Source organism: Brevibacterium sp. Z349TD_9 (assembly GCF_056173565.1).
On sequence record NZ_CM149680.1, the window covers coordinates 3642178 to 3661656 of the forward strand.

The window sequence follows — 19479 nt, forward strand, 5'->3', positions numbered from 1 at the left end:
CAATGACCGGGACCGCTGACTACCGATCACGTGCGGGGCCCTAAGCTGGTGATCAGGTTCAACCGTCCCCACTGCGAAACAGGAGCTCGGCCGATGAAGCTCGTCTCGATCACCCTCCACCAGGTGTCCATTCCCCTCGTCACCCCGTTCGAGACCTCGTTCATGCGGGAGACCGAGAAGGACTGCTACCTCGTCGAGGCGACGTTCGACACGGATCGAGGAGAGGTCACCGGGTGGGGCGAATCGGTGGCGATGATCTCCCCGCTCTACTCCTCCGAGTATGTGGCCGCCGGCATCGACGTCACCCGCCGCTGGCTCGCTCCGATCCTCTTCGGCGTCGACGATCTCACCGCCGAGACCGTCGGCTGGCATCTGCGCCATGTCGTCGGCCACCCGATGGCGAAGTCCGCGCTCGAGATGGCCGTCATCGACGCGCAGCTCCAGCTCAACGGCCAGTCATTCAAGTCCTATCTCGGCGGGGTCGTCGATTCCGTGCCCTCGGGTGTGTCCGTGGGCATCCAGGACACCGTCGAGGAGACCGTCAGGGTCATCGGGGACTACCTCGAAGAGGGGTATGCCCGGATCAAGCTGAAGATCAAGCCGGGCAAGGACATCGCCCCGGTCGCCGCCGTGCGTGAGGCCTTCGGGGACGACTTCGGCTTCCAGGTCGACGCGAACGCCGCCTACACCCTCGTCGACGCCTCCCACCTGCGCCGGCTCGACGACTACGGTCTCCTCCTCATCGAACAGCCCCTCGGTGAAGCCGACATCCGTCAGCACGCGGAGCTCGCGAAGCTCATGGAGACCCCGATGTGCTTGGATGAGTCGATCGTCTCCGCCGAGGCGGCCGCCGACGCGATCGCCCTCGGCGCCGCGGCCGTCATCAACATCAAGCCCGGCCGGGTGGGCGGCTACATCGAGGCGAAGCGGATCCACGACCTCTCCGCGGCCAACGGCGTGGCCGTCTGGCACGGTGGAATGGTCGAGACCGGTCTCGGCCGCGCGGCCAACGCCGCCCTGGCCTCCCTCCCCGGCTTCACCCTCCCTGGCGACATCTCCGGGTCGAACCGCTTCTTCCACGAGGACATCACCGAGGAGATCGTCATGCACGACGGTCGCGTCGACGTCCCCGACACGGTCGGCTTCGGTGTGACGATCGACCCGGCGAAGCTCGAGAAGTTCCGCACCGAATCGATCGACATCCGCCCGGAGGGGTGAGGGACGGGCACGCCCGCCGCTGGGGCGCCTACTGTCCGAGCCCGACGACGCTGATCATGATCGGGGCAAGGACGATGATGAGGATCGCACCGGCGATGTCGAAGGTGAAGCCGGTCCTGATCATCGTCGTGATCGGCACGGCCCCGGTGCCGTAGACGATCGCGTTCTGCGGTGTCGAGACCGGAAGCATGAACCCGAACGAGGCGGCGAAGGTCGCGGCCATCGCCGGCACGAACGGGTCGATGCCCGCGGCCTGGCACAGCGGGATGACGATCGGCACGATGACGGCGGCGGCTGCGGTGTTCGAGGTCGTCTCCGAGATGAGGATCGCGAGGATGACGGAGACGATGGTGATGGTGAGCATGCTCGTCACCCCCAGAGTGTCCGCGAAGCCGGTGCCGATGGTCTCGGCCAGTCCCGTGTCGGCGAGGAGCGAACCGAAGATGATGCCGCAGCCGAAGAGGATGATCGTGCCCCAGTCGATCTTCGCCGCCTGACTCCACTTCAGGGTCGGTTCGCGCCGCTTCCAGTCGACGGGGAGGATGAAGAGCAGGGAGGCTCCGATGACCGCGACGATGCCCTCGTCGAGGCGGGAGTCGAGGAATTCGTAGACCGCTGAGTCGGTGCCGGCGAAGAGTGCGGCGAACGCGGGCAGCAGCCAGAGCAGGACCGTGAGGCCGAAGGCGAAGAGGGTGTTCTTCTCCGCCCGGGAGACCGGACCGAGCTCGGCCAGCTCCTTCTTCACGTACTCCTCGACGCCTTCGATCTTCCGGATCTCCGGCTTGTTGAGAAGGAGGAGGACGATGGCGAGGACGATGAACATCGCCACGCAGATCGGCAGGGCGACCGCCATCCACTGCCCGAAGGAGATCTTCTCCCCCGTGGCCTCCTCGATGAGGCCGCGGCCGATGAGGTTCGGAGGCGACCCGACTGGGGTGAGCAGACCGCCGACGCTCGCGCCGTAGGCGAGCATGAGCAGCAGGGCGGCCCCCACGCGCAGCCGCAGCGGATCGAAGTCGGGCTTGACGATGCCGCGGGACTGGAGGAGTTCGGCGATGACAGCGAGGATGCCGAGTGCTGTGGGCATGAGCATCGCGACCGTCGCCGTGTTCGACACGAACGCGGAGAGCACACAGGTGATGAGGCCGAAGGCGATGATCACCCGGTACACGGACTTCCCGACGCCCGGCAGCGAGAGGACACTGAGCGCGAGACGCTGCGCGATGCCGTGTTGGAGCATCGCCTGGGCGAGGATGAAGGCGCCGATGAACGTGAAGATCGTCGACGAGCCGAAGGGACCGACCGCATCGGCGGCGGGAACGATCCCGAGCACGACGACGACCCCGACGCCGAGCAGACCACCGATGGGAATCGGCACCGGTTCGGTGATCCAGAGGACGATGACGCCGAGAAGGACGGCGGCGAGCATGTGCTGCTGATACGTGAGGTCGAGGGGAAGGAGCGCGAAGACGATGGCGATCGCCGGAGCGAGGATGAAACCTGACGTCATCCGGGCCCGCTCGAACCTCTCCTCCCGGGGAGAGAGCTTCTGCTCACTGAGGCTGCGGAAGGTCTTGCCGCCCAGCAGCGCGTCGCGCACATCGGTCATGGGAGTCGACGGGCCGCCATCGCCCCGTGCCTGCGAGATATCCACCGTCATCGGTCCTTTCATCGCTTTCGAACCAGCGTGACCGAGCCCCGCGGATTAGTCCAAGGCCTGTTTGCGATGAGACCAATAGCATATGCCTATGGATATCCGCCAGCTGCGCCAGTTCCTCGCCGTCGTCGACACCGGAAGCTTCACGAAGGCCGCGGAAGCGATGCTCGTCGCCCAGCCCTCCCTGTCCCAGACGATCAGGGGGCTCGAACGCGAGCTCGGCGTCTCGCTCTTCAACCGCATCGGACGCACGGTGAGTCTGAGTGAAGCCGGACGCGAGTTCGAAGGTCCCGCCCGGCTCGCCGTCCGCGACCTCGACGCCGCGAAGGCACACATCGACCGTCTCCGCGGGCTCCAGTCCGGCCGGATCGAGATCGCGGCGATGCCGTCGCCGAGCATCGAACCGCTCACCGCGCTCATGGCGTCATTCGCCACCTCTCACCCGCAGATCGCCTTCGCAGTCGACGGCACCTTCACCGTCGATGAGACGATCGATGCCGTCCGCCACGGCCGCGTGGAGATCGGCTTCCCCGGCAGTCGCGGTCCGCTGCGTCTCACCGACCTCGACGTCCTCCCGGTCTCCGCCCAACCCCTCAGGCTCGCCCGCAGACGTGAGCCCGGCGCACCCCGGGACACCCCGGTCGATCCGCGGACCCTGACAGGGACCCGCTTCGTCGTCTCCCACTCCGGGTCGCTCATGCGCGCCTACGTCGATGAACTCATCGCCGACGGCGTCGGCATCGAGATCACCGCCGAGGTGGCCCACCGCACCTCGATCATCCCGCTCGTCCGAGCCTGCATCGGCACAGCCGTCCTCCCCTCCGCCTGGCAGGCGTTCGCCGGGGCCGACGTCGAACTCGTCCCCCTCCTCGGCGCACCGTCGCTGCACGTCTCCGCGATCTCCCGCCCCGAGGGCCTCACCCCGGCCGCGGCCGCGTTCCTCACAGCGACCGCGAAGGTCGCCGCCTCCGCCGGGACGACGCAGCCGACGTGAATCGCGGCCGGACGGTGCGCACACCGTTGGCCCGGTCCGCGCCCCGCGGGCCCGGACCCGCCCCTGACGGTCGGCGCTGACGTCGGACCGCCTCGGCGGGGTCGAAGGCAGACGGTCGACTCATAGGCAGAGCCAATGGATACGATCGCGAACGGGTCTTGGACTTATGCGCCGTCTCCGCGCTCAATGGAAGGAGCCCGACCGCACCCGAACGAGGACAGCCATGACCGACACCCAGACATTCTCCATCGCCTCCATCCCCGGTGACGGCATCGGCGGCGAGGTCGTCGCCGCGGGACTGCGCGTCCTCGACACCGTCGCGAAGCTCTCCGATGGGGACATCGCCTTCGATGTCACCGAGTACCCGTGGAGTTCGGCCTACTACCTCGAGCACGGCACCTACATCCCCGAGGGCGGGCTCGAGGATCTGCGGAAGCACGATGCGATCTACTTCGGGGCGGTCGGCTCGGCTGATGTCCCCGACCACACGAGCCTGTGGGGACTGCGCCTGGCCATCACGCAGCCCTTCGACCAGTGGGCGAACATCCGCCCGGTCACCTTCCTCCCGGGCGTCGAGTCGCCGTTGCGCAAGGCCGACGACGCCGACCTCGACTGGATCGTCGTGCGCGAGAACAGCGAAGGCGAATACGCGGGCATGGGCGGACGCAACCTCAGCGGCCGCGGCCCCGGCAACGAGGTCGCGCTGCAGACGAGCCTCCATACCGAGAAGGGCACCGAGCGGATCATCCGCTTCGCCTTCGACCTCGCCCGCACGCGAGCAGTGAAGAAGGTCTCGTCGGTGACGAAGTCGAACGCCCAGCAGTACGGCATGGTCCTCTGGGACGAGGTCTTCGCGCGCGTCGCCGCCGACTATCCCGATGTCGAGACCGAGAGCGTCCTCGTCGACGCGATGAGCGCGAAGTTCGTCCTCCACCCCGAGCAGCTCTCCGTCGTCGTCGCCTCCAACCTCCATGCCGACATCCTCTCCGATCTCGGCTCCGCCCTCGCCGGCAGCCTCGGCCTGGCCGCGAGCGCGAACCTCAACCCCGAGAAGCGCTTCCCATCGATGTTCGAACCCGTGCACGGGTCGGCCCCCGACATCGCCGGCCTGGGGGTGTCCAATCCGATCGGCGCGATCTCGTCGGCAGCGCTCATGCTCGACGACTTCGGCCTGCATCAGGAGGCCGACGAGGTCCGGTGCGCCATCGAGAACGTCACTGGCGCGGGCATCCTTCCCCGCGACCTCGGGGGCGAGTCGAACACGATCGAGATGACGGAGGCGATCGTCGCCCAGCTCGAAGCCCTCCACGCCGAGGCGGCCGTGCCCGAACCCTCACACTGAGAGTCCGCCCGGAGGGGTGAGGGAGAGATGACGCCCGCCGTCGCGTTACATTTCGCGGCGGCGGGCGTCGTCTTCGGACCCCGGCGGCACCCCTCAGCTGTGGGTCTGCTTCTCCACGGCGGCGTCCTTCGCGCGATCGAACTGGAACGTCGAGTGCTCGATGGAGATGTTGAAGTGCTTCGCCACGCAGTCCTGGAGGTCGGCGAGGATCTTCGGAGCGTGCCCGTCGTAGAAGCACTCGTCGGCGAGCACGACGTGCGCAGTGAGCACCGGAAGGTTCGAGTCGATCCGCGTGACGTGGAGGTCGTGGACCTCTTCGACGTGGTCGACGTCCTCGATGTGCTTCCTGACATCGTCGAGATCGAGCTGCTTGGGGGCGGACTCGAGCAGGATCGACCCGGTCTCACGGAGGATCGCGAAGGCGCGCGGAACGATGATCGCGGCGATGAAGAGGGCCGCGACGGCATCGGCCCGCGTCCAGTCGAAGAGCCAGATCGAGACCGCGGCGACGATGACGCCGACCGAGCCGAGCGCATCGGCGATGACCTCGAGGAACGCCGCCCTGAGGTTGAGCGAGGAGTTCTTCGAGGAGGTGAGGATGAGGATCGAGACGACGTTGCCGGCCAGACCGACGACACCGAAGATGAGCAGTTCGGGTCCCGGCACCTCCGGCGGCGCGAAGAACCGGCGCACACCCTCGATGAGGCTGTAGATGCCGAGGCCGAGGAGCAGCGTCGCCTGCGCTCCGGCGGCGAGCACCTCGGCGCGCTTGAAGCCCCAGGTCTTCTGCCCCTTCGGCGGCCGGGCCACCAGCGTCGCCGCGAAGAGCGCGATGCCGAGCCCGATGAGGTCGACGGAGTTGTGCCCGGTGTCGACGAGGAGCGCGAGCGACCCCGTCCAGATCGAGCCGAAGACCTGGAAGGCGAAGATCACCAGGACGATGCAGAACACGACGGCCAGGCGCTTGCGCGACCCGGTCTCGTGTGAGTGGTCGTGTGACATGAGGACTCCTTTCGAAGTCACATTAACATATGCGTATGTATTTATAAATTGCGAAGCGCTGTCCGCTGTGTGCCGCTCATCACCCTGGGCTCACGGCCCCGACCGCGTCCGGGAGGCCAGTTCGCCTCCTGCCCCACGCCATGCCCGAAGCACAGAGCGCCCCCGAGGCGGATCCGGTTCGATAATCGCGTGATCGTCGAACCGGATGCTCCTCGGGGGCGCATGGCTGGGGCCGAATCGGCCGGACTGCGGCAGGCCGCCAGCTACTCGCCGCCGGGCTCGTCGTCGGAGTCATCGTCCGTCCCCGAAGGGCCGGACTCCGAACGGTCGGTGCCGCCAGCACCGGTCCCGCCGGTCGAATCCGCGCTGCCCGTGCCGGTGCCCGGGCCGCTCGTGCCAGTGCCAGGGCCTCCGGCGCCCGCCCCTCCGGCTCCTCCGGCACCTCTGCCGTCGCGGCGGCGCAGCGCCTCGTCGATGTAGGCCTGGACGTCGATGCCGGTGGCACGCTTGACCTCGTCGCCGATGTGCTGGATGTCGATTCCGCCGTCCGCGTCGAGGAAGTCAGCCGGGTCGAAGCCCGCCCACTGACCGCCGTCGCGCTGACCAGCGTCGCGCCGGCCGCCGCGCGGACGACGGCCACCGGGCGCACCTCCGCGGCGACCGCTGCGATCGGCACCCCCACCTCGGCGGGGGCCGGCTGCACCATCGACGTCAGCCAGCCGACCCTCGATCACCTGACCGCCGGACCCTGAACCCGAACCGGATCCTCCGCCGGGCCCCGAACCGGACCCGCCGTCGGACCCCGCACCTGGGCCCGAACCGGCTCCGTCATCCCCGTCGCCCCCGTCGGGGTTCTGCGCCCGATCGACGAGGTCGGTGAGGTCGATGCCGGTCGTGCCGCGCACGACCTCGAGGACCTGCGCGAGGTTGTTCGACACGGAGTTCGCGAGCTTCGACTCGCCGTCCGTCGAGACGATCGAGAGGTCCTTGATGTTCGAGTACGGAGCGACGAGCTCGCCGGCGATGTCGGGAAGCACCTCGAGGACCTTCGAGAGCACGGCCGCGTCGTTGAACTTCTTGTACGCCTCGGCCTGGGCTTCGAGTGCCCGCGCCTCGGCCTCACCGCGCGCCTTGATCGCATCGGCCTCGGCCTGGCCTTCGAGGCGGATCGCCTCAGCCTCCTTCGACCGGCGGTGGAGTTCGGCCGCCGCCTCGGCGCGGCCCTGGGCTTCGATCTCGTAGGCCCGGGCGTCGGCCGCGGCCTGCTGCCGGTAGCGTTCGGCGTCGGCGGGCCTGCGGACCTCGGCGTCGAGCTGCTCGGCACGCAGCTCCGCGGCTTCCTTCGCGACGACGCGGTCGCGTTCGAGCAGCTTCTGCTTCTCGGCCGCGGCCGCGAGCGGGCCGGCGTTGTCGGCCGTCGCCTGCCGCTGATCGGCCTCTTCCTTCAGGGCGGCACGGCGCAGCGCGAGCTGCTGCTGCTGTTCGGCGATCGCCTGGTCGGTCAGCGCCTGCTGCTTCTGCGTCTCCTCGTTCTGCTGCGCCTCCTCGACGGCGGCGGCACGGGAGGCGTTCGCCTCGGCGATGGCGGCGTTCTTCGCGACCTCGGCGGCCTGCGGACGACCCCAGTCGCGCAGGTAGCTGCCCTCGTCCTCGACCGCGGAGATCTGGAAGGTGTCGATGACGAGACCCTGGTTGTTCATCGAGTGCGCGGACTCCTCCTGCACCTGCGCGGCGAAGGAGGCGCGGTCCTGGATGATCTGCTCGACGGTGAGCGTGCCGACGACCGCGCGCAGGGTACCCGAGAGGATCTCCTTCGAGTAGTGGTCGATCTGATCCTGCTGGTCGAGGAAGCGCTGCGCGGCCTTGCGCACGTCATCGTCGGTGCCCCCGACCTTGACCTGAGCGACACCGCGCAGCTTGAGGGCGATGCCGTTCTTCGAGATGCCGTCGATCTCGACGGAGATCTGCCGCGAGGACAGGGAGAGGATGAACGCCTTCTGCACGATCGGATAGACGACAGCGCGCCCGCCGATGATGATCCGCCCCGACCCCGACGCTCCCGAGGCGTTGCGACCGGTGATGATGAGCGCCTCGGACGGGGAGGCGATCTTGTACGACCGGAGGATGACGACGAGTGCGATGAGCACGATGACGATGATGGCGCCGATGCCGACGACGCCGAGCATGAGGTCCATGAGCGGGCCTTCCGTTCCTCGTAAGGGATGCGATGAGGGCGGCCCGGTCGGCCGCCCCATGCTCACCACCCTATCGGAGGGGCTCAGTGTTGCCCAGGGTCATCCTTCCGATGATCCCAGGTGAGAGCCTCGCCGAGGCGGGGCTGAGTGTCCGCGATGCTCAGTGAGCGCGGGGCTCGGTCCGGCTCACTTCCCGGGAGGTCCGACGACGAGGAGACCGGCGAAGACGACGATGACGACGACGAGGCCGATGCCCGCTGCCAGCCCCGGGGAGCGGATCGCCCACGCGCACAGCTTCTCCAGTGGTCCGCGGGGGGCGCGCCCCTCACGTCCGAGACCCCACCCGCCGTCGAGCGCGCCCGCCCGGTTCGAGGCGATCTCGAACGGGATCGTCGCGAACGGGATGACGGCCGAGACGAGCCCCATGAGGAGACGGCCGATGCCCCACTTCTGCGAGACGCCGACGAGGATGACGACGACGACGAAGCAGAGGAAGACGAACCCGTGGATCCCGCCTCCGATGCGCACACCGACCTCGGTGGTCTTCGTGACGTATTTGAGGAACATGCCGAAGAGGAGGAGTGCCCACGTGATGGCTTCGGCCACGGCGAAGAAATTGAAGAGCTTCTTGGGAGTCACGGGAACCCATTGTGCCGGGCGAAGCTGAATGCGTCCTGCAGGAGAGGCGATTCTGTGGGCATGAACACCTCGGTCAGCGCCGCAGACACGAACACGCGGGCCGGCGAACTTGTCCAGTCACCGGCCCGCGTGGCTTCGGGGTTGTTACTGCAGGCTGCCGGCCCTGCGGCGGCGGGCTCCCATGGTCATGACCACACCGAGCACGATGAGCGCTGCGGCAGAGGCGACGAGCGGGAGGGCTTCGGAACCGGTCCGCGGCAGGTCTCCCCCGCCTCCGGCACCCGGATCGTCCGCTCCGGCGGCGACGACCTCGAACGAGCCGGTGAGCGCGTCTCCGCCCTCACACTCGACCGAGACGTCGTAGCTGCCGACGTACTGGGCCGACTGCGACGCGTCGAGACCGCGGACGCCGAAGTTCGCGATGCTCTCGGCACTGACGGTCGCCGTCTGCTCGAACTTCTCGATCTTCCCGTTCTTCGGGGTCACGGTCATGGTCGCCGTGGTCTCGGGCGTGCACCCGGCCGCGGTGACGGCGACTCCCTTGTCGGAGACGAAGTCGTTCTCGTCGATCGTCGTCGGGTCGATCGTCAGCTTCCGCTCGACCGGATCGTCCGTGGGCGACTCGGTCGGCGTCTGCGTCGGGGTCTCGGTGGGCGTCTCGGTCGGGGTCTCCGTCGGCGTCGGCGAGGGCGCGTCGGTGAGATCGTAGGCGAGCGCGTGCACCGAGTACGCGATCGCAGGAGCGAAGATGTCGATGGACTCCTTGCTCATGTTCTCGATCGTGTCACTGGGCTGGTGGTAGTTCGTGTCGTGCTTGGCACCGACGGTGCCGCCGAACATCTCAGCCTCTTCGGCCGTCTTCGTTCCGTCCGCTCCGGAGAACAGACCCGAGGCGGGAATCCCCGCGTCGATGAACGCCTGGTAGTCCGAGCGACCGGAGAAGTCCGTGCCGACGTTGGGCTGGTCGACGGTCTCGAAGTAGTCGGTGAAGACCTTCTCGAGCTCAGCGGACCCTGCGGGCACGTTGACGTCGTCGGGGATCGGAACATCCGACCCGTCGGAGTCGAGGGTGCCGACGATGTAGTTGTCCGAGCCGATCATGTCGAAGTTCATGTACGCCTTGACCTTGGCGAGTTCGCTCGCGCTCAGGCTCTCGACGTACCTCTCGGATCCGACGAGACCGACCTCCTCAGCGCCCCACCATGCGAAGCGCACCGCGTTGTCGACCTCGGTCGGCTGCTTCGCGAGCGCTTCGGCGCTGGCGAGCAGGGCCGCGGAACCCGAGCCGTTGTCGTTCGCGGCGGGGCCCTCCGGCACACCGTCGAGGTGGGCGCCGAACATCTGGACGTTGTCCTTGTCGCCCGCCTTCGTCTCGGCGATGACGTTCCACGTCGTCACCGTCTTGTACTCGGTCTCGAGCGTGAAGTCCGTCGACGGGGCCTCCCCGTCACCGGCGGCCTGGATCGCCTCGAGCAGTCCGTTGCCGAGGTTGTAGGTCGTGCCCACGGTCGGTGCACCGTTCTCGATGCGCGCGCCGAGGGTGGCGTTGAGCTCCTCGTCGGGTGCGTCCTTGGTGTTGTTGTAGATGATGACGGCGGCTGCCCCCGCGTCGGTCGCGGCCTGCGCCTTTTCCCCGAAGGTGCAGGAACCGCGGGCGACGAGGACGACGGCACCCTCGGCGGTGTCGTCGTAGTCGGTGGCCGCGCAGCCGAGCTGGCCCCCGGCCAGGTCGGAGTAGTCGTCGTCGGTGGGCAGCACGAGCGGCACGTCGGTCAGCGGTGCCACGGTGCCCTCGGTGTAGCTGGCAGGGTTGACGGCGATGTCCTCACCGTCGACGCTGACCGCGACCTCACCGTAGGTCTGATCCTCGATGTCGAAGGCCTGGCGCGTGACGTCGTAGGCGCCGGTGGCCCCGAGCGTCTGCTCGACGTACTCCACCGCCTCCTCGTAGCCGGGCGTGCCCAGGGCGCCGAAGCCCGAGTCCTTGTTCGCCACGGAGATGTCAGAGATGTTCTGGAGGTGATCCATCACGGCGTCGCCGGTGACGCCCATGTCGGTGTGCTCTGTCGGTCCCGCGGTGCCGGCGGCCGTCGCCGGCGCCATGCCTCCCAGGACCAGTCCCGCGGCTGCGGTGACGGCCAGAGAGGCTCTGATGCGTAACTTCATGGAGTTCCTTTCGCTGCTCAGGTGCCACGCGAATCCGTCCCCTCGATTGGGCCGTCGATCGTGCACGACCCTGCACTCCGGTCCGTGCGCAGGCCTGCGCCCGACTGCGGAGTCCGCAGCGGCGCGGCGCGCTTGGTGCTGGGAGGATCTGACTCTTGCGTTCCGCCGAGCGATCCGCCGCTTGGTAACGAATCACAAACTTCTATAACGAAACGGTGACACAATTCACATAGTTCATCAACTTAGCCGATCAGGGACGCGCTGAGGTCACGAATAGGTAACAAACAATAGTTAAGCAATTGCGCAAGTATTGAAATCATAACCGCATCCCCCGTAGAATCCGACCAGTGAGTAACCAGCAGTCCTCGGCCCCAGCGCCCTCGGAGTCACCCGATCGCCGAACCATCCGCCGGTGGCAGCGCTACCTCGCGAACGAGCGCCTCGAAGAGCGCGTCTACCGTGACCTCGCTGCCCGACGCACCGGCGAGGACCGCGAGATCCTCCTCGCCCTCGCCACCGCCGAGTCCCGGCATCAGCAGCATTGGATCAGCCTCCTCGGCGAGCACGCCGAGAAGAAGCGCACCCCCGACCTCGTCACGCTCAGCCTCGCGTTCTTCGGCCGCCTCTTCGGATCCGTCTTCATCCTCGCCCTCGCCCAGCAGTCGGAGACGAGCTCGCCGTATCAGAACGAGGTCGCCGCCTCCCCGGAGATGGCCGCCGACGAGCGGATCCACGCCGAGGTGGTCCGAGCCCTGGCCGCCCGATCCCGCGCCCGACTGTCCGGCAACTTCCGCGCCGCCGTGTTCGGCGCCAACGACGGACTCGTCTCCAACCTCGCCCTCGTCCTCGGCGTCGGAGCAGCAGGGGTGTCGAACACCGTCATCCTCCTCACCGGAATCTCCGGGCTCCTCGCCGGCGCCCTGTCGATGGGGGCCGGCGAGTACATCTCCGTCCGCTCCCAGCGCGAGCTCCTCGACGCCTCGACCCCGGACCCCGAGTCGCGGCATGCGCTGGCCGACCTCAACATCGACGCGAACGAACTCGCTCTCGTCTTCCGTGCCCGCGGGATGGATCCCGCCGAGGCCGAGGCCCAGGCGCACCGGACGATCGCCGAGGCGAAGTCGACGCAGGCTCCGCAGCTGCCGAGCCTCGACGCGGGAGTCGACCGCGACGAGCTCGGCACGGGCATCGGCGCGGCGATCTCGAGCTTCTGCTTCTTCTCCTCCGGCGCGCTCATCCCCATCCTTCCCTACATCTTCGGCATGTCCGGACTGCCGGCCGTATTCCTCTCCGCCGGCCTCGTCGGCATCGCCCTCCTCTTCACCGGCGGCACAGTCGGCCTGCTCTCCGGCAAAGCGCCCGGTCCGCGCGCGCTGCGGCAGATGGCGATCGGCTTCGGTGCGGCCGCCGTCACGTACGGTCTCGGTCTCCTCTTCGGCATCAGCACTGCCTGAGAACATCCTCACCTGCCGGGAAGGTCTCCCGCAGGCGGGGCGGCGACCGTAGACTGTGGGCATGACCGAAGTCCTCGTCCTCATCGATCCCGGCGCGTCGACGATCAGGTCGGCTCCGCTGAACTCGCCCCAGCTGCCGGTGACGGATCTCGCGGCCCACCGAGGGGATGGGATCTTCGAGACCGTCCTCGTCCGCGTCGACCCGGCCACGCGCGAGCCCACCGTCGTCTCCCGCGAACGGCACTTCGCCCGCTTCCACTCCTCCGCCTCGGCGCTCGACCTTCCCGAACCCGATCGCCGGCTGTGGCGCCAGGCCGTCGACACCGTCGTCGCCGAGACGATCAAGGCGAACCCCGGGGTCACCGAGTTCGCCGTGCGCTACTCCCTCTCACGGGGCACCGACACCCCGCGCGGCTGGGCGTTCTCCCTGCCCATCGAGGACAGCATCGTCACCGCCCGCGCCGAGGGCGTGCGCGCAGTGAGCATCGACCGAGGCTTCCCCGCCTATCTCGGGCGGACCTCCCCGTGGCTGCTCCTCGGCGCGAAGACCCTGTCCTACGCCGTCAACCAGGCGGCGCTGCGCTATGCGCGGGCCCAGGGCGTCGACGAGGTCGTCTTCGTCTCCCACGACGGCATCGTCCTCGAGGGACCGACGTCGAACATCGTCATCCGCCGAGGCGACCACCTCCTCACCCCGGACCCGACCGCCGGTCTGCTCGCCGGCACGACGCAGCGGCTGCTCTTCGACCATGCCGGCCGGCTCGAGCTGCGGGCGGACTTCGCCGATCTCAGCCTCGACGACGTCCACGCCGCCGACGGCGCGTGGCTCGTGTCCTCGGTCCGCACGGCGGTGACGCTGCGTGAGCTCGACGGCAGGGAGCTCAACCGGGACGAGGCTCTGACCAGGGAGTTCCAGAGGATCATCGCCGCCGGGTGAGACCCCCGGACTGGACCGACCCGCGGGTCCCGGGCGGACGCTCACGATCGTCGTCGACGCGAGGGACCGTGGCGGCGAGGATGAGCCCGAGGATCGAGGCACCGCAGCCGGTGAGCCAGAGCACCCAGAAGGCGGGAGCGAGGTCGGGGACGAGACCGAGGACGAATCCGGCTCCGCCGAGCACGAAGAGGCTCGTGACGACGACGTTCTTCCGTCTGCTCAGCACTGTGTCCACCTCTCGACTGCCGTGCCTCCACGCTACGGGGGCGAGCACGCCCGGCACATCCCACGAAAGTATGAAATCGACCCGCCTGCGATAGTGTGGTCACCGAGGATCCCTCGCCACCGCGCAGGGTCTCTCGACCCCCGAACTTCGGACGAAAGGACACGGGCATGGGAAAGCTCGCTTGGCAGATCATCGGCGTCGGAGCCCCCATCGCGGCGGCATTCGCAGCCCGCAAGGTGCTCACGTTCGCCTGGGAGAAGTCGACGCACCGCCCCGCACCGTCGAATCCGGTCGATGAGGAGATCACGATGTCCGAGGCTCTCGCCTGGACGGTCGTCTCCGGTGTCGGCGTGGCCGTCGCCCAGCTCATCGTCCAGCGCCTGGCGGCGAACACCGTGCGCAACAACTTCGGCGACGAGGCGCTGCCGAAGAAGTTCCGCAAGCAGATCGCCGAAGGCGTCGACTGACCCTCACCGACACCGGATGTGCGAACGGCCCCGGATGCCGACCAGTGAGTCGGCATCCGGGGCCGTTCGCATCGGCGTCCCGATCGCCGGCAGGCATGTCGACCGGACCTGCTCCGCTCTGACGAGGTTTCAGGCGCAGAGAGCGTCGAGCATCGCTGCGAGTTCCGCCGCATCGATCTGCCCGGGTGCCGAGGCCTGCCCCATCTGGGCGAAGGTCGCGCAGCTGCCGAAGTCCCCACCGAGGATGCGGCTGGTCCGGCCCAGCCGTCCCATGGAGATTCCGATGACGGGGCAGTCGAGCCGGGCCTCGGATTCGGCCGTGGCCCGCAGGAGGTCGGCGACATCGGCCGGAGACTGCGGCATCATCGCGATCTTCGCGACGTCGGCACCGGCCTCGCGCATCGCCGCCAGTGTCGTCCGCATCTCGGGGACGCTGTCCGTGGCGGTGAAGTTGTGCTGCGAGGCGACGACCGCGGCCCCCTGCGCATGGACGGCGTCGATGAGGTCCGGCGCACCCGACCGGGCGATCTCGACGTCGACCGCCGCCGTCCCGAGAGCCCCGAGGCGGCGCACCACCTCGGCGTAGTCCGCTTCGCTGATGTCGGCCTCCCCTCCCTCGAAACCGGAGCGCAGGGTGACGAGCACGGGCGGCCCCGCCGAGGTGACGTGCGGGGCGAGGGCGCGGACCGCCTCGGCGACGGCATCCGCATCGACCCGGGCAGGACCCGCATCCGTCGCCTCCGCGGCCTGCCCGAGCGCGACGACGAGCGGATCGATGCGCCATTCGATGACGTCGACGATGCCGCTCGCGGCGATGTCGGCACAGGCGGCGGACAGGGAACTGGGATCAGTCTGCTGGATGGGAACGATGATCGCCGGTCGTCCCGGATCGCGCTGTGCCGGGGTCGGCAAGCGCCCGGAGGAGGCGGCGGAGAGGAACGGCAGCGGCTTCACGCCTCCACCATAGAGGGTCGACGAGCTCGCCCGCTGAGCATTCCGCACAACGTCCGCGATAACCGAACTCACAAGTCAGTGAATGCGGGGAAATGCGCGGAACAGGTGTCAGGAAACCTCGACCGACGCTGTGAATGTAACGATCAAATAACACACCGACTTGCATCGTCCCTGGTGAGATAGCCTGTCAAACACAACACTCCGGATATCAGGAATAAAGTTTCCGCTGAAATGCATGGAGAATTCTATAATGATCGAGAGAATTCCGTGAGCGGTGAGGCCCACGTGATCGACCTGGTCATCGCCTCACCGCGCGACAGGGTGGCGCCTCTCGTGGCTGCGGAGCATCTGGACTGCAAGGAGGAAGCGCGTGAGCGTCGTCAGAGCGTCACATGTCTACAAGGTCTTCGGCAAACGGCAGAACGAAGTCGTCAAGCGCCTCGAACAGGGCGCCGATCGGGATGAGCTGACCAAGCTCGGCACTGCCGCGGTCATCGACGCGAGCTTCGAAGTCGAACCGGGTGAGATCTTCGTCGTCATGGGACTCTCGGGGTCAGGGAAGTCGACGCTCATCCGCACTCTCAACGGTCTCTGGTCGACGACGTCGGGTTCGGTCGAGGTCCTCGGCACCGACATCGCCAAGGCCGACGCCGGAACCCTGCGCAGAGTCCGCAGCGAGCACATCTCGATGGTGTTCCAGCACTTCGCGCTCCTCCCCCACCGCACCGTCCGCGAGAACGCGGCCTATGCGCTCGAACTCCGCGGGGTGCCGAAGGCCCAACGCCTGGAGAAGGCCGACTACTGGCTCAACGCCGTCGGCCTCAAGGGCTGGGGCGACAAGTTCCCCGGTCAGCTCTCCGGCGGCATGCAGCAGCGCGTCGGTCTGGCCCGGGCGTTCACGGCGGAGACGGACATCCTCCTCATGGATGAGGCGTTCTCCGCCCTCGATCCCCTCATCCGCCGTGAGATGCAGGAGCTCCTCGTCGAACTCCAGTCCAAGTTCAAGAAGACGATCATCTTCATCACCCACGACCTCAACGAGGCGATGTTCATGGGCGACCGCATCGCTGTCATGCGCAACGGTCGGATCGTGCAGATCGGCACCCCCGAGGACATCCTCACCGACCCGGCGAATGACTACGTCGCCCAGTTCGTCCAGGACGTCGACCGGGCCCGCGTGCTCACCGCGAGCAATGTCATGGAGAAGCCGCGTCAGGTCATCTCCGATCAGAGCGGCCCGAGGGTCGCGCTGCGGACGATGCGCGACGGGTACTCCTCGGCCGTCTACGTCACCGATCGCGACCGCCGCTTCCTCGGCGTCGTCACCGACCGCGACGCCGTCGACCGGATCCGCGCCGGGGCAAGGACACTCGAGGGCATCATCGCGCCTCCGGCGCAGGTCGCTTCCCCGGACGATGTGCTCATCGACCTCTTCATCCCGTCGGCGGAGTCGCCGCTGCCGCTGCCGGTCGTCGACGACCAGGGGCTCCTCGTCGGCGTGATCCCCCGTGCCACGCTCCTCGCCGCGCTCGGCCACCAGTCCGGGGACGGAGAGGTGCGAGCACCGGCACCACCGCTGGCCGCGAGCGAGATCGACGAGGTGCTCGCCGACGAACCCGCCCCCGTGGGCACCGAGGACGCCGTGAAGAGAGAGGCCCTGTGATGGAGGACATCAGAATTCCGGTCGGTGCGTGGGCAGATGTCGCCTTCGACTGGCTCAAGGACAATCTCGCCTGGCTCTTCGACTTCATCACCCTTGTCGTCCGCTTCCTCGTCGACACCCTCACCGAGGTGCTCGTCGATCTCCATCCGCTCGTCATCATCCTCATCCTCGCGTTCTTCGGACTGCTCGTGAGGTCGTGGCAGTTCGCCGTCGGCACCCTCATCACGCTGTTCTTCATCATGACGATGGACCAGTGGGTCTCCGCGATGCAGACGCTCGCCCTCGTCGTCCTCGCCGCGCTCGTCGCGATCATCATCGCGATCCCCGTCGGCATCCTCGCCGCACGCAACGACACGGTCTCTGCGATCGTCAAACCGATCCTCGACTTCATGCAGACGATGCCGGCCTTCGTCTACCTCATCCCGGCCGTGACCTTCTTCAGCATCGGAGTCGTCCCGGGTCTCGTCTCCACGGTGATCTTCGCCCTGCCCCCGGGCGTCCGCTTCACCGAGCTCGGCATCCGCGGTGTGGACTCCGAGACCGTCGAAGCCGGATACGCGTTCGGTGCCACGCCTCGCCAGATCCTCCGCGGCGTCCAGCTGCCCCTGGCCACCCCGACGATCATGGCCGGCATCAACCAGGTGATCATGCTCGCCCTGGCGATGGCCGTCATCGCCGGCATCGTCGGCGCCGACGGGCTCGGCAAGAACGTCGTCGAAGCCGTCGCCACACAGAACCTGCGGCTGGGCATCGAGGCCGGGCTCGGCGTCGTCATCCTCGCCATCTACCTCGACCGCGTCACGGCGGCGCTGGGCTCGGCGAAGGACTACCCGAACTCCCTCCTCGGCATGCTCAAGCGTCGCCGGAACACCTCGGCGGAGAACCGGCAGATCGCACAACCGCGGGAGGTCGACGTCGTCGAGATCGACCGAGTCCAGAGCTGAAGACCATCCGACCATCACCCTGAGAAGTAAGGAAACCACGATGAAGAAGCGTTTCGTCACGAAGATCGCCGCCGTCGGTGCTGCCCTGGCGCTGGCTCTGTCCGGCTGCTCCCAGGAGGCCAGCAAGGACAACGCCTCCGGCGGAGGCGACAAGGGCACCATCACCCTCGGATTCATCCCATCCTGGACGGATGGCCTGAGCACCGCCTACCTGCTGGAGAACCAGCTGACCAAGCTCGGCTACGACGTCAAGATGGAGACGATCACCGAGGCCGCGATCCTCTACTCGGGTCTCGCCAACGGCGACGTCGACATCTACCCCTCGGCGTGGCCGGAGGTCACCCACAAGCAGTACATGGACGAGTACGGCGACAAGCTCGAGGACCTCGGCGCCTACTACGACAACGCGAAGCTGACCATTGCGGTGCCCTCGTACTCGAACATCAACTCGATCGAGGACCTCAAGGGCAAGGCGAGCGAATTCGACGGCAAGATCATCGGCATCGAGCCCGGCGCGGGTCTCACCGCGCAGACGAAGGACAAGATGATGCCCGAGTACGGTCTCGACGGCGAGTACGAACTCGTCACCTCGTCGACGGCGACGATGCTCACCGAGCTGAAGAACAAGATCGACAAGAAGGAAGAGGTCGTCGTCACCCTGTGGCGTCCGTTCTGGGCGAACAGCGCCTACGACGTCAAGGACCTCGAGGACCCGAAGGGCGCGATGGGAGAGCCCGAAGCGCTCCACTTCCTCGGCACCAAGGGCTTCTCCGAGAAGAACCCGGAGGCCGCCGAGTACATCAAGGGCATCAAGCTCGATGACAAGCAGTACGGTTCGCTCGAGGACATGGTCGTCAACAAGTACGGCGAGGGCAAGGAGGCCGAGGCCGTGGCCCAGTGGATCAAGGACAACCCGGACGCCTACTCCACGGAGATCAGCGAATGACCGCTGAGACCATCCTCGGCTGACCTGTCAGCCACCGGTCATAGACTGGGCCCGTCGGCTCGCACCGCGAGGCGACGGGCCCAGTCGTCTCCTCACTCAGACTCAGGCGGACCGATGACACAGAGCAGACCGGAGACCGGACTCCACCGCGCGTCCCTCGCCTCCCCGGTCGGCACGCTGCTGCTCTCGAGCACGGGCACGGCGATCGTCCGGGTCGAATGGGTCGACGACAGCGACCTCGGTGCCGCGCAGACCGCAGCAGGCGACACGTCCGGCGGCTCGGGAGCGGACCGCGATCCGCTCCTTGCCGAAGCCCTCGGCCAGGTGGGGGCCTACTTCGACGGCCGCCTCGGCGAGTTCGATCTGCCGCTGGGACTCGACGGCCTCTCCGCCTCAGCGACGACGGTCCTCACCGTCCTCACGGACACGGTGCCGTTCGGGGACACGATCACCTACGGTGAGCTCGCCGCCCGGACCGGAACCGCGATCCCGGCCCGGGCGATCGGCACCATCATGGGCCTCAACCCGCTGCCGCTGCTCATCCCCTGCCATCGGGTCGTCGCGGGCGACGGTCTCGGCGGCTATTCGGGCGGACGCCGCGGCGAGGGCCTCGAGACCAAGCGACGGCTGCTCGAGATGGAGGGAGCGCTGCCGAACCCGCTCTTCTGAGCGGGC

Annotated in this window: 17 protein-coding genes; 10 read left to right on the forward strand and 7 right to left on the reverse strand. The window is 67.8% G+C overall.

What is annotated here, in order from left to right; translation table 11 throughout:
* Positions 1–93 precede the first annotated feature (93 nt).
* Entirely contained in the window at positions 94–1218 is a 1125-nt protein-coding gene (gene menC, locus AC0VYB_RS16770; RefSeq protein WP_101623404.1) for an o-succinylbenzoate synthase, read from the forward strand.
* Between the two features lie 28 nt (positions 1219–1246).
* Here the strand turns inward: menC and AC0VYB_RS16775 are convergent, their stop codons facing one another.
* The gene (locus AC0VYB_RS16775; RefSeq protein ID WP_475384861.1) at positions 1247–2878 is read right to left on the reverse strand and encodes an SLC13 family permease; all 1632 of its coding nucleotides are present in this window, start codon (positions 2876–2878) and stop codon (positions 1247–1249) included.
* Between the two features lie 88 nt (positions 2879–2966).
* On the opposite strand from AC0VYB_RS16775, the gene AC0VYB_RS16780 reads away from it, so the two are divergent.
* Positions 2967–3869: a LysR family transcriptional regulator gene (locus tag AC0VYB_RS16780; protein WP_101623403.1), complete on the forward strand. Its 903-nt coding sequence runs from the start codon at positions 2967–2969 to the stop codon at positions 3867–3869.
* A 223-nt stretch (positions 3870–4092) separates the two neighbouring features.
* Positions 4093–5211, forward strand: coding sequence for a tartrate dehydrogenase (locus AC0VYB_RS16785; RefSeq protein WP_101623402.1), 1119 nt, complete (start codon positions 4093–4095; stop codon positions 5209–5211).
* Positions 5212–5304: 93 nt separating this feature from the next.
* Here the strand turns inward: AC0VYB_RS16785 and AC0VYB_RS16790 are convergent, their stop codons facing one another.
* The 4 genes from AC0VYB_RS16790 to AC0VYB_RS16805 all read right to left on the reverse strand — a co-directional run bounded on the left by AC0VYB_RS16790 (position 5305) and on the right by AC0VYB_RS16805 (position 11213).
* The gene (locus tag AC0VYB_RS16790) at positions 5305–6213 is read right to left on the reverse strand and encodes a cation diffusion facilitator family transporter (RefSeq protein WP_101623401.1); all 909 of its coding nucleotides are present in this window, start codon (positions 6211–6213) and stop codon (positions 5305–5307) included.
* Positions 6214–6476: 263 nt separating this feature from the next.
* Positions 6477–8408: a flotillin family protein gene (locus AC0VYB_RS16795; protein WP_475384862.1), complete on the reverse strand. Its 1932-nt coding sequence runs from the start codon at positions 8406–8408 to the stop codon at positions 6477–6479.
* 186 nt (positions 8409–8594) lie between these two features.
* The gene (locus tag AC0VYB_RS16800) at positions 8595–9047 is read right to left on the reverse strand and encodes a DUF3817 domain-containing protein (RefSeq protein WP_009378643.1); all 453 of its coding nucleotides are present in this window, start codon (positions 9045–9047) and stop codon (positions 8595–8597) included.
* Positions 9048–9191: 144 nt separating this feature from the next.
* Entirely contained in the window at positions 9192–11213 is a 2022-nt protein-coding gene (locus AC0VYB_RS16805) for a M28 family peptidase (RefSeq protein ID WP_475384863.1), read from the reverse strand.
* 347 nt (positions 11214–11560) lie between these two features.
* Here AC0VYB_RS16805 and AC0VYB_RS16810 point away from each other — a divergent pair, with 347 nt between their 5' ends.
* Complete coding sequence (locus AC0VYB_RS16810; RefSeq protein ID WP_009378641.1) at positions 11561–12667, forward strand: VIT1/CCC1 transporter family protein; 1107 nt, start codon at positions 11561–11563, stop codon at positions 12665–12667.
* Positions 12668–12728: 61 nt separating this feature from the next.
* The gene (locus tag AC0VYB_RS16815) at positions 12729–13604 is read left to right on the forward strand and encodes an aminodeoxychorismate lyase (RefSeq protein ID WP_063249567.1); all 876 of its coding nucleotides are present in this window, start codon (positions 12729–12731) and stop codon (positions 13602–13604) included.
* Here AC0VYB_RS16815 and AC0VYB_RS16820 read toward each other — a convergent pair.
* Positions 13588–13839, reverse strand: a complete 252-nt coding sequence (locus AC0VYB_RS16820) for a hypothetical protein (RefSeq protein ID WP_009378637.1) — start codon at positions 13837–13839, stop codon at positions 13588–13590. The two genes, AC0VYB_RS16815 and AC0VYB_RS16820, sit on opposite strands and share 17 nt — an antisense overlap.
* Positions 13840–13997: 158 nt before the next feature.
* Here AC0VYB_RS16820 and AC0VYB_RS16825 point away from each other — a divergent pair, with 158 nt between their 5' ends.
* Positions 13998–14297: a DUF4235 domain-containing protein gene (locus tag AC0VYB_RS16825; protein ID WP_009378635.1), complete on the forward strand. Its 300-nt coding sequence runs from the start codon at positions 13998–14000 to the stop codon at positions 14295–14297.
* Between the two features lie 129 nt (positions 14298–14426).
* Here the strand turns inward: AC0VYB_RS16825 and aroD are convergent, their stop codons facing one another.
* Positions 14427–15251, reverse strand: a complete 825-nt coding sequence (gene aroD, locus AC0VYB_RS16830) for a type I 3-dehydroquinate dehydratase (RefSeq protein ID WP_475384864.1) — start codon at positions 15249–15251, stop codon at positions 14427–14429.
* 370 nt (positions 15252–15621) lie between these two features.
* On the opposite strand from aroD, the gene AC0VYB_RS16835 reads away from it, so the two are divergent.
* The 4 genes from AC0VYB_RS16835 (at position 15622) to AC0VYB_RS16850 (ending at position 19473) form a co-directional block, all read left to right on the forward strand.
* Positions 15622–16914: a quaternary amine ABC transporter ATP-binding protein gene (locus AC0VYB_RS16835; protein WP_063249566.1), complete on the forward strand. Its 1293-nt coding sequence runs from the start codon at positions 15622–15624 to the stop codon at positions 16912–16914.
* Positions 16914–17858: an ABC transporter permease gene (locus AC0VYB_RS16840; RefSeq protein WP_063249565.1), complete on the forward strand. Its 945-nt coding sequence runs from the start codon at positions 16914–16916 to the stop codon at positions 17856–17858. The genes AC0VYB_RS16835 and AC0VYB_RS16840 overlap by 1 nt, the downstream gene beginning before the upstream one ends.
* A gap of 40 nt (positions 17859–17898) precedes the next feature.
* A complete protein-coding gene (locus AC0VYB_RS16845) occupies positions 17899–18804 on the forward strand; it encodes a glycine betaine ABC transporter substrate-binding protein (RefSeq protein ID WP_009376515.1) in 906 nt (301 codons plus the stop codon).
* A 114-nt stretch (positions 18805–18918) separates the two neighbouring features.
* The gene (locus AC0VYB_RS16850; RefSeq protein WP_063249564.1) at positions 18919–19473 is read left to right on the forward strand and encodes a methylated-DNA--[protein]-cysteine S-methyltransferase; all 555 of its coding nucleotides are present in this window, start codon (positions 18919–18921) and stop codon (positions 19471–19473) included.
* Positions 19474–19479 lie beyond the last annotated feature (6 nt).

Excerpts from the sequence above, each read along its gene's own strand:
- menC (WP_101623404.1), top strand. The coding sequence starts at position 94 with ATGAAGCTCGTCTCGATCACCCTCCACCAGGTGTCCATTCCCCTCGTC.
- AC0VYB_RS16775 (WP_475384861.1), bottom strand. The coding sequence starts at position 2,878 with ATGACGGTGGATATCTCGCAGGCACGGGGCGATGGCGGCCCGTCGACT.
- AC0VYB_RS16780 (WP_101623403.1), top strand. The coding sequence starts at position 2,967 with ATGGATATCCGCCAGCTGCGCCAGTTCCTCGCCGTCGTCGACACCGGA.
- AC0VYB_RS16785 (WP_101623402.1), top strand. The coding sequence starts at position 4,093 with ATGACCGACACCCAGACATTCTCCATCGCCTCCATCCCCGGTGACGGC.
- AC0VYB_RS16790 (WP_101623401.1), bottom strand. The coding sequence starts at position 6,213 with ATGTCACACGACCACTCACACGAGACCGGGTCGCGCAAGCGCCTGGCC.
- AC0VYB_RS16795 (WP_475384862.1), bottom strand. The coding sequence starts at position 8,408 with ATGGACCTCATGCTCGGCGTCGTCGGCATCGGCGCCATCATCGTCATC.
- AC0VYB_RS16805 (WP_475384863.1), bottom strand. The coding sequence starts at position 11,213 with ATGAAGTTACGCATCAGAGCCTCTCTGGCCGTCACCGCAGCCGCGGGA.
- AC0VYB_RS16815 (WP_063249567.1), top strand. The coding sequence starts at position 12,729 with ATGACCGAAGTCCTCGTCCTCATCGATCCCGGCGCGTCGACGATCAGG.
- AC0VYB_RS16825 (WP_009378635.1), top strand. The coding sequence starts at position 13,998 with ATGGGAAAGCTCGCTTGGCAGATCATCGGCGTCGGAGCCCCCATCGCG.
- AC0VYB_RS16840 (WP_063249565.1), top strand. The coding sequence starts at position 16,914 with ATGGAGGACATCAGAATTCCGGTCGGTGCGTGGGCAGATGTCGCCTTC.
- AC0VYB_RS16845 (WP_009376515.1), top strand. The coding sequence starts at position 17,899 with ATGAAGAAGCGTTTCGTCACGAAGATCGCCGCCGTCGGTGCTGCCCTG.
- AC0VYB_RS16850 (WP_063249564.1), top strand. The coding sequence starts at position 18,919 with ATGACACAGAGCAGACCGGAGACCGGACTCCACCGCGCGTCCCTCGCC.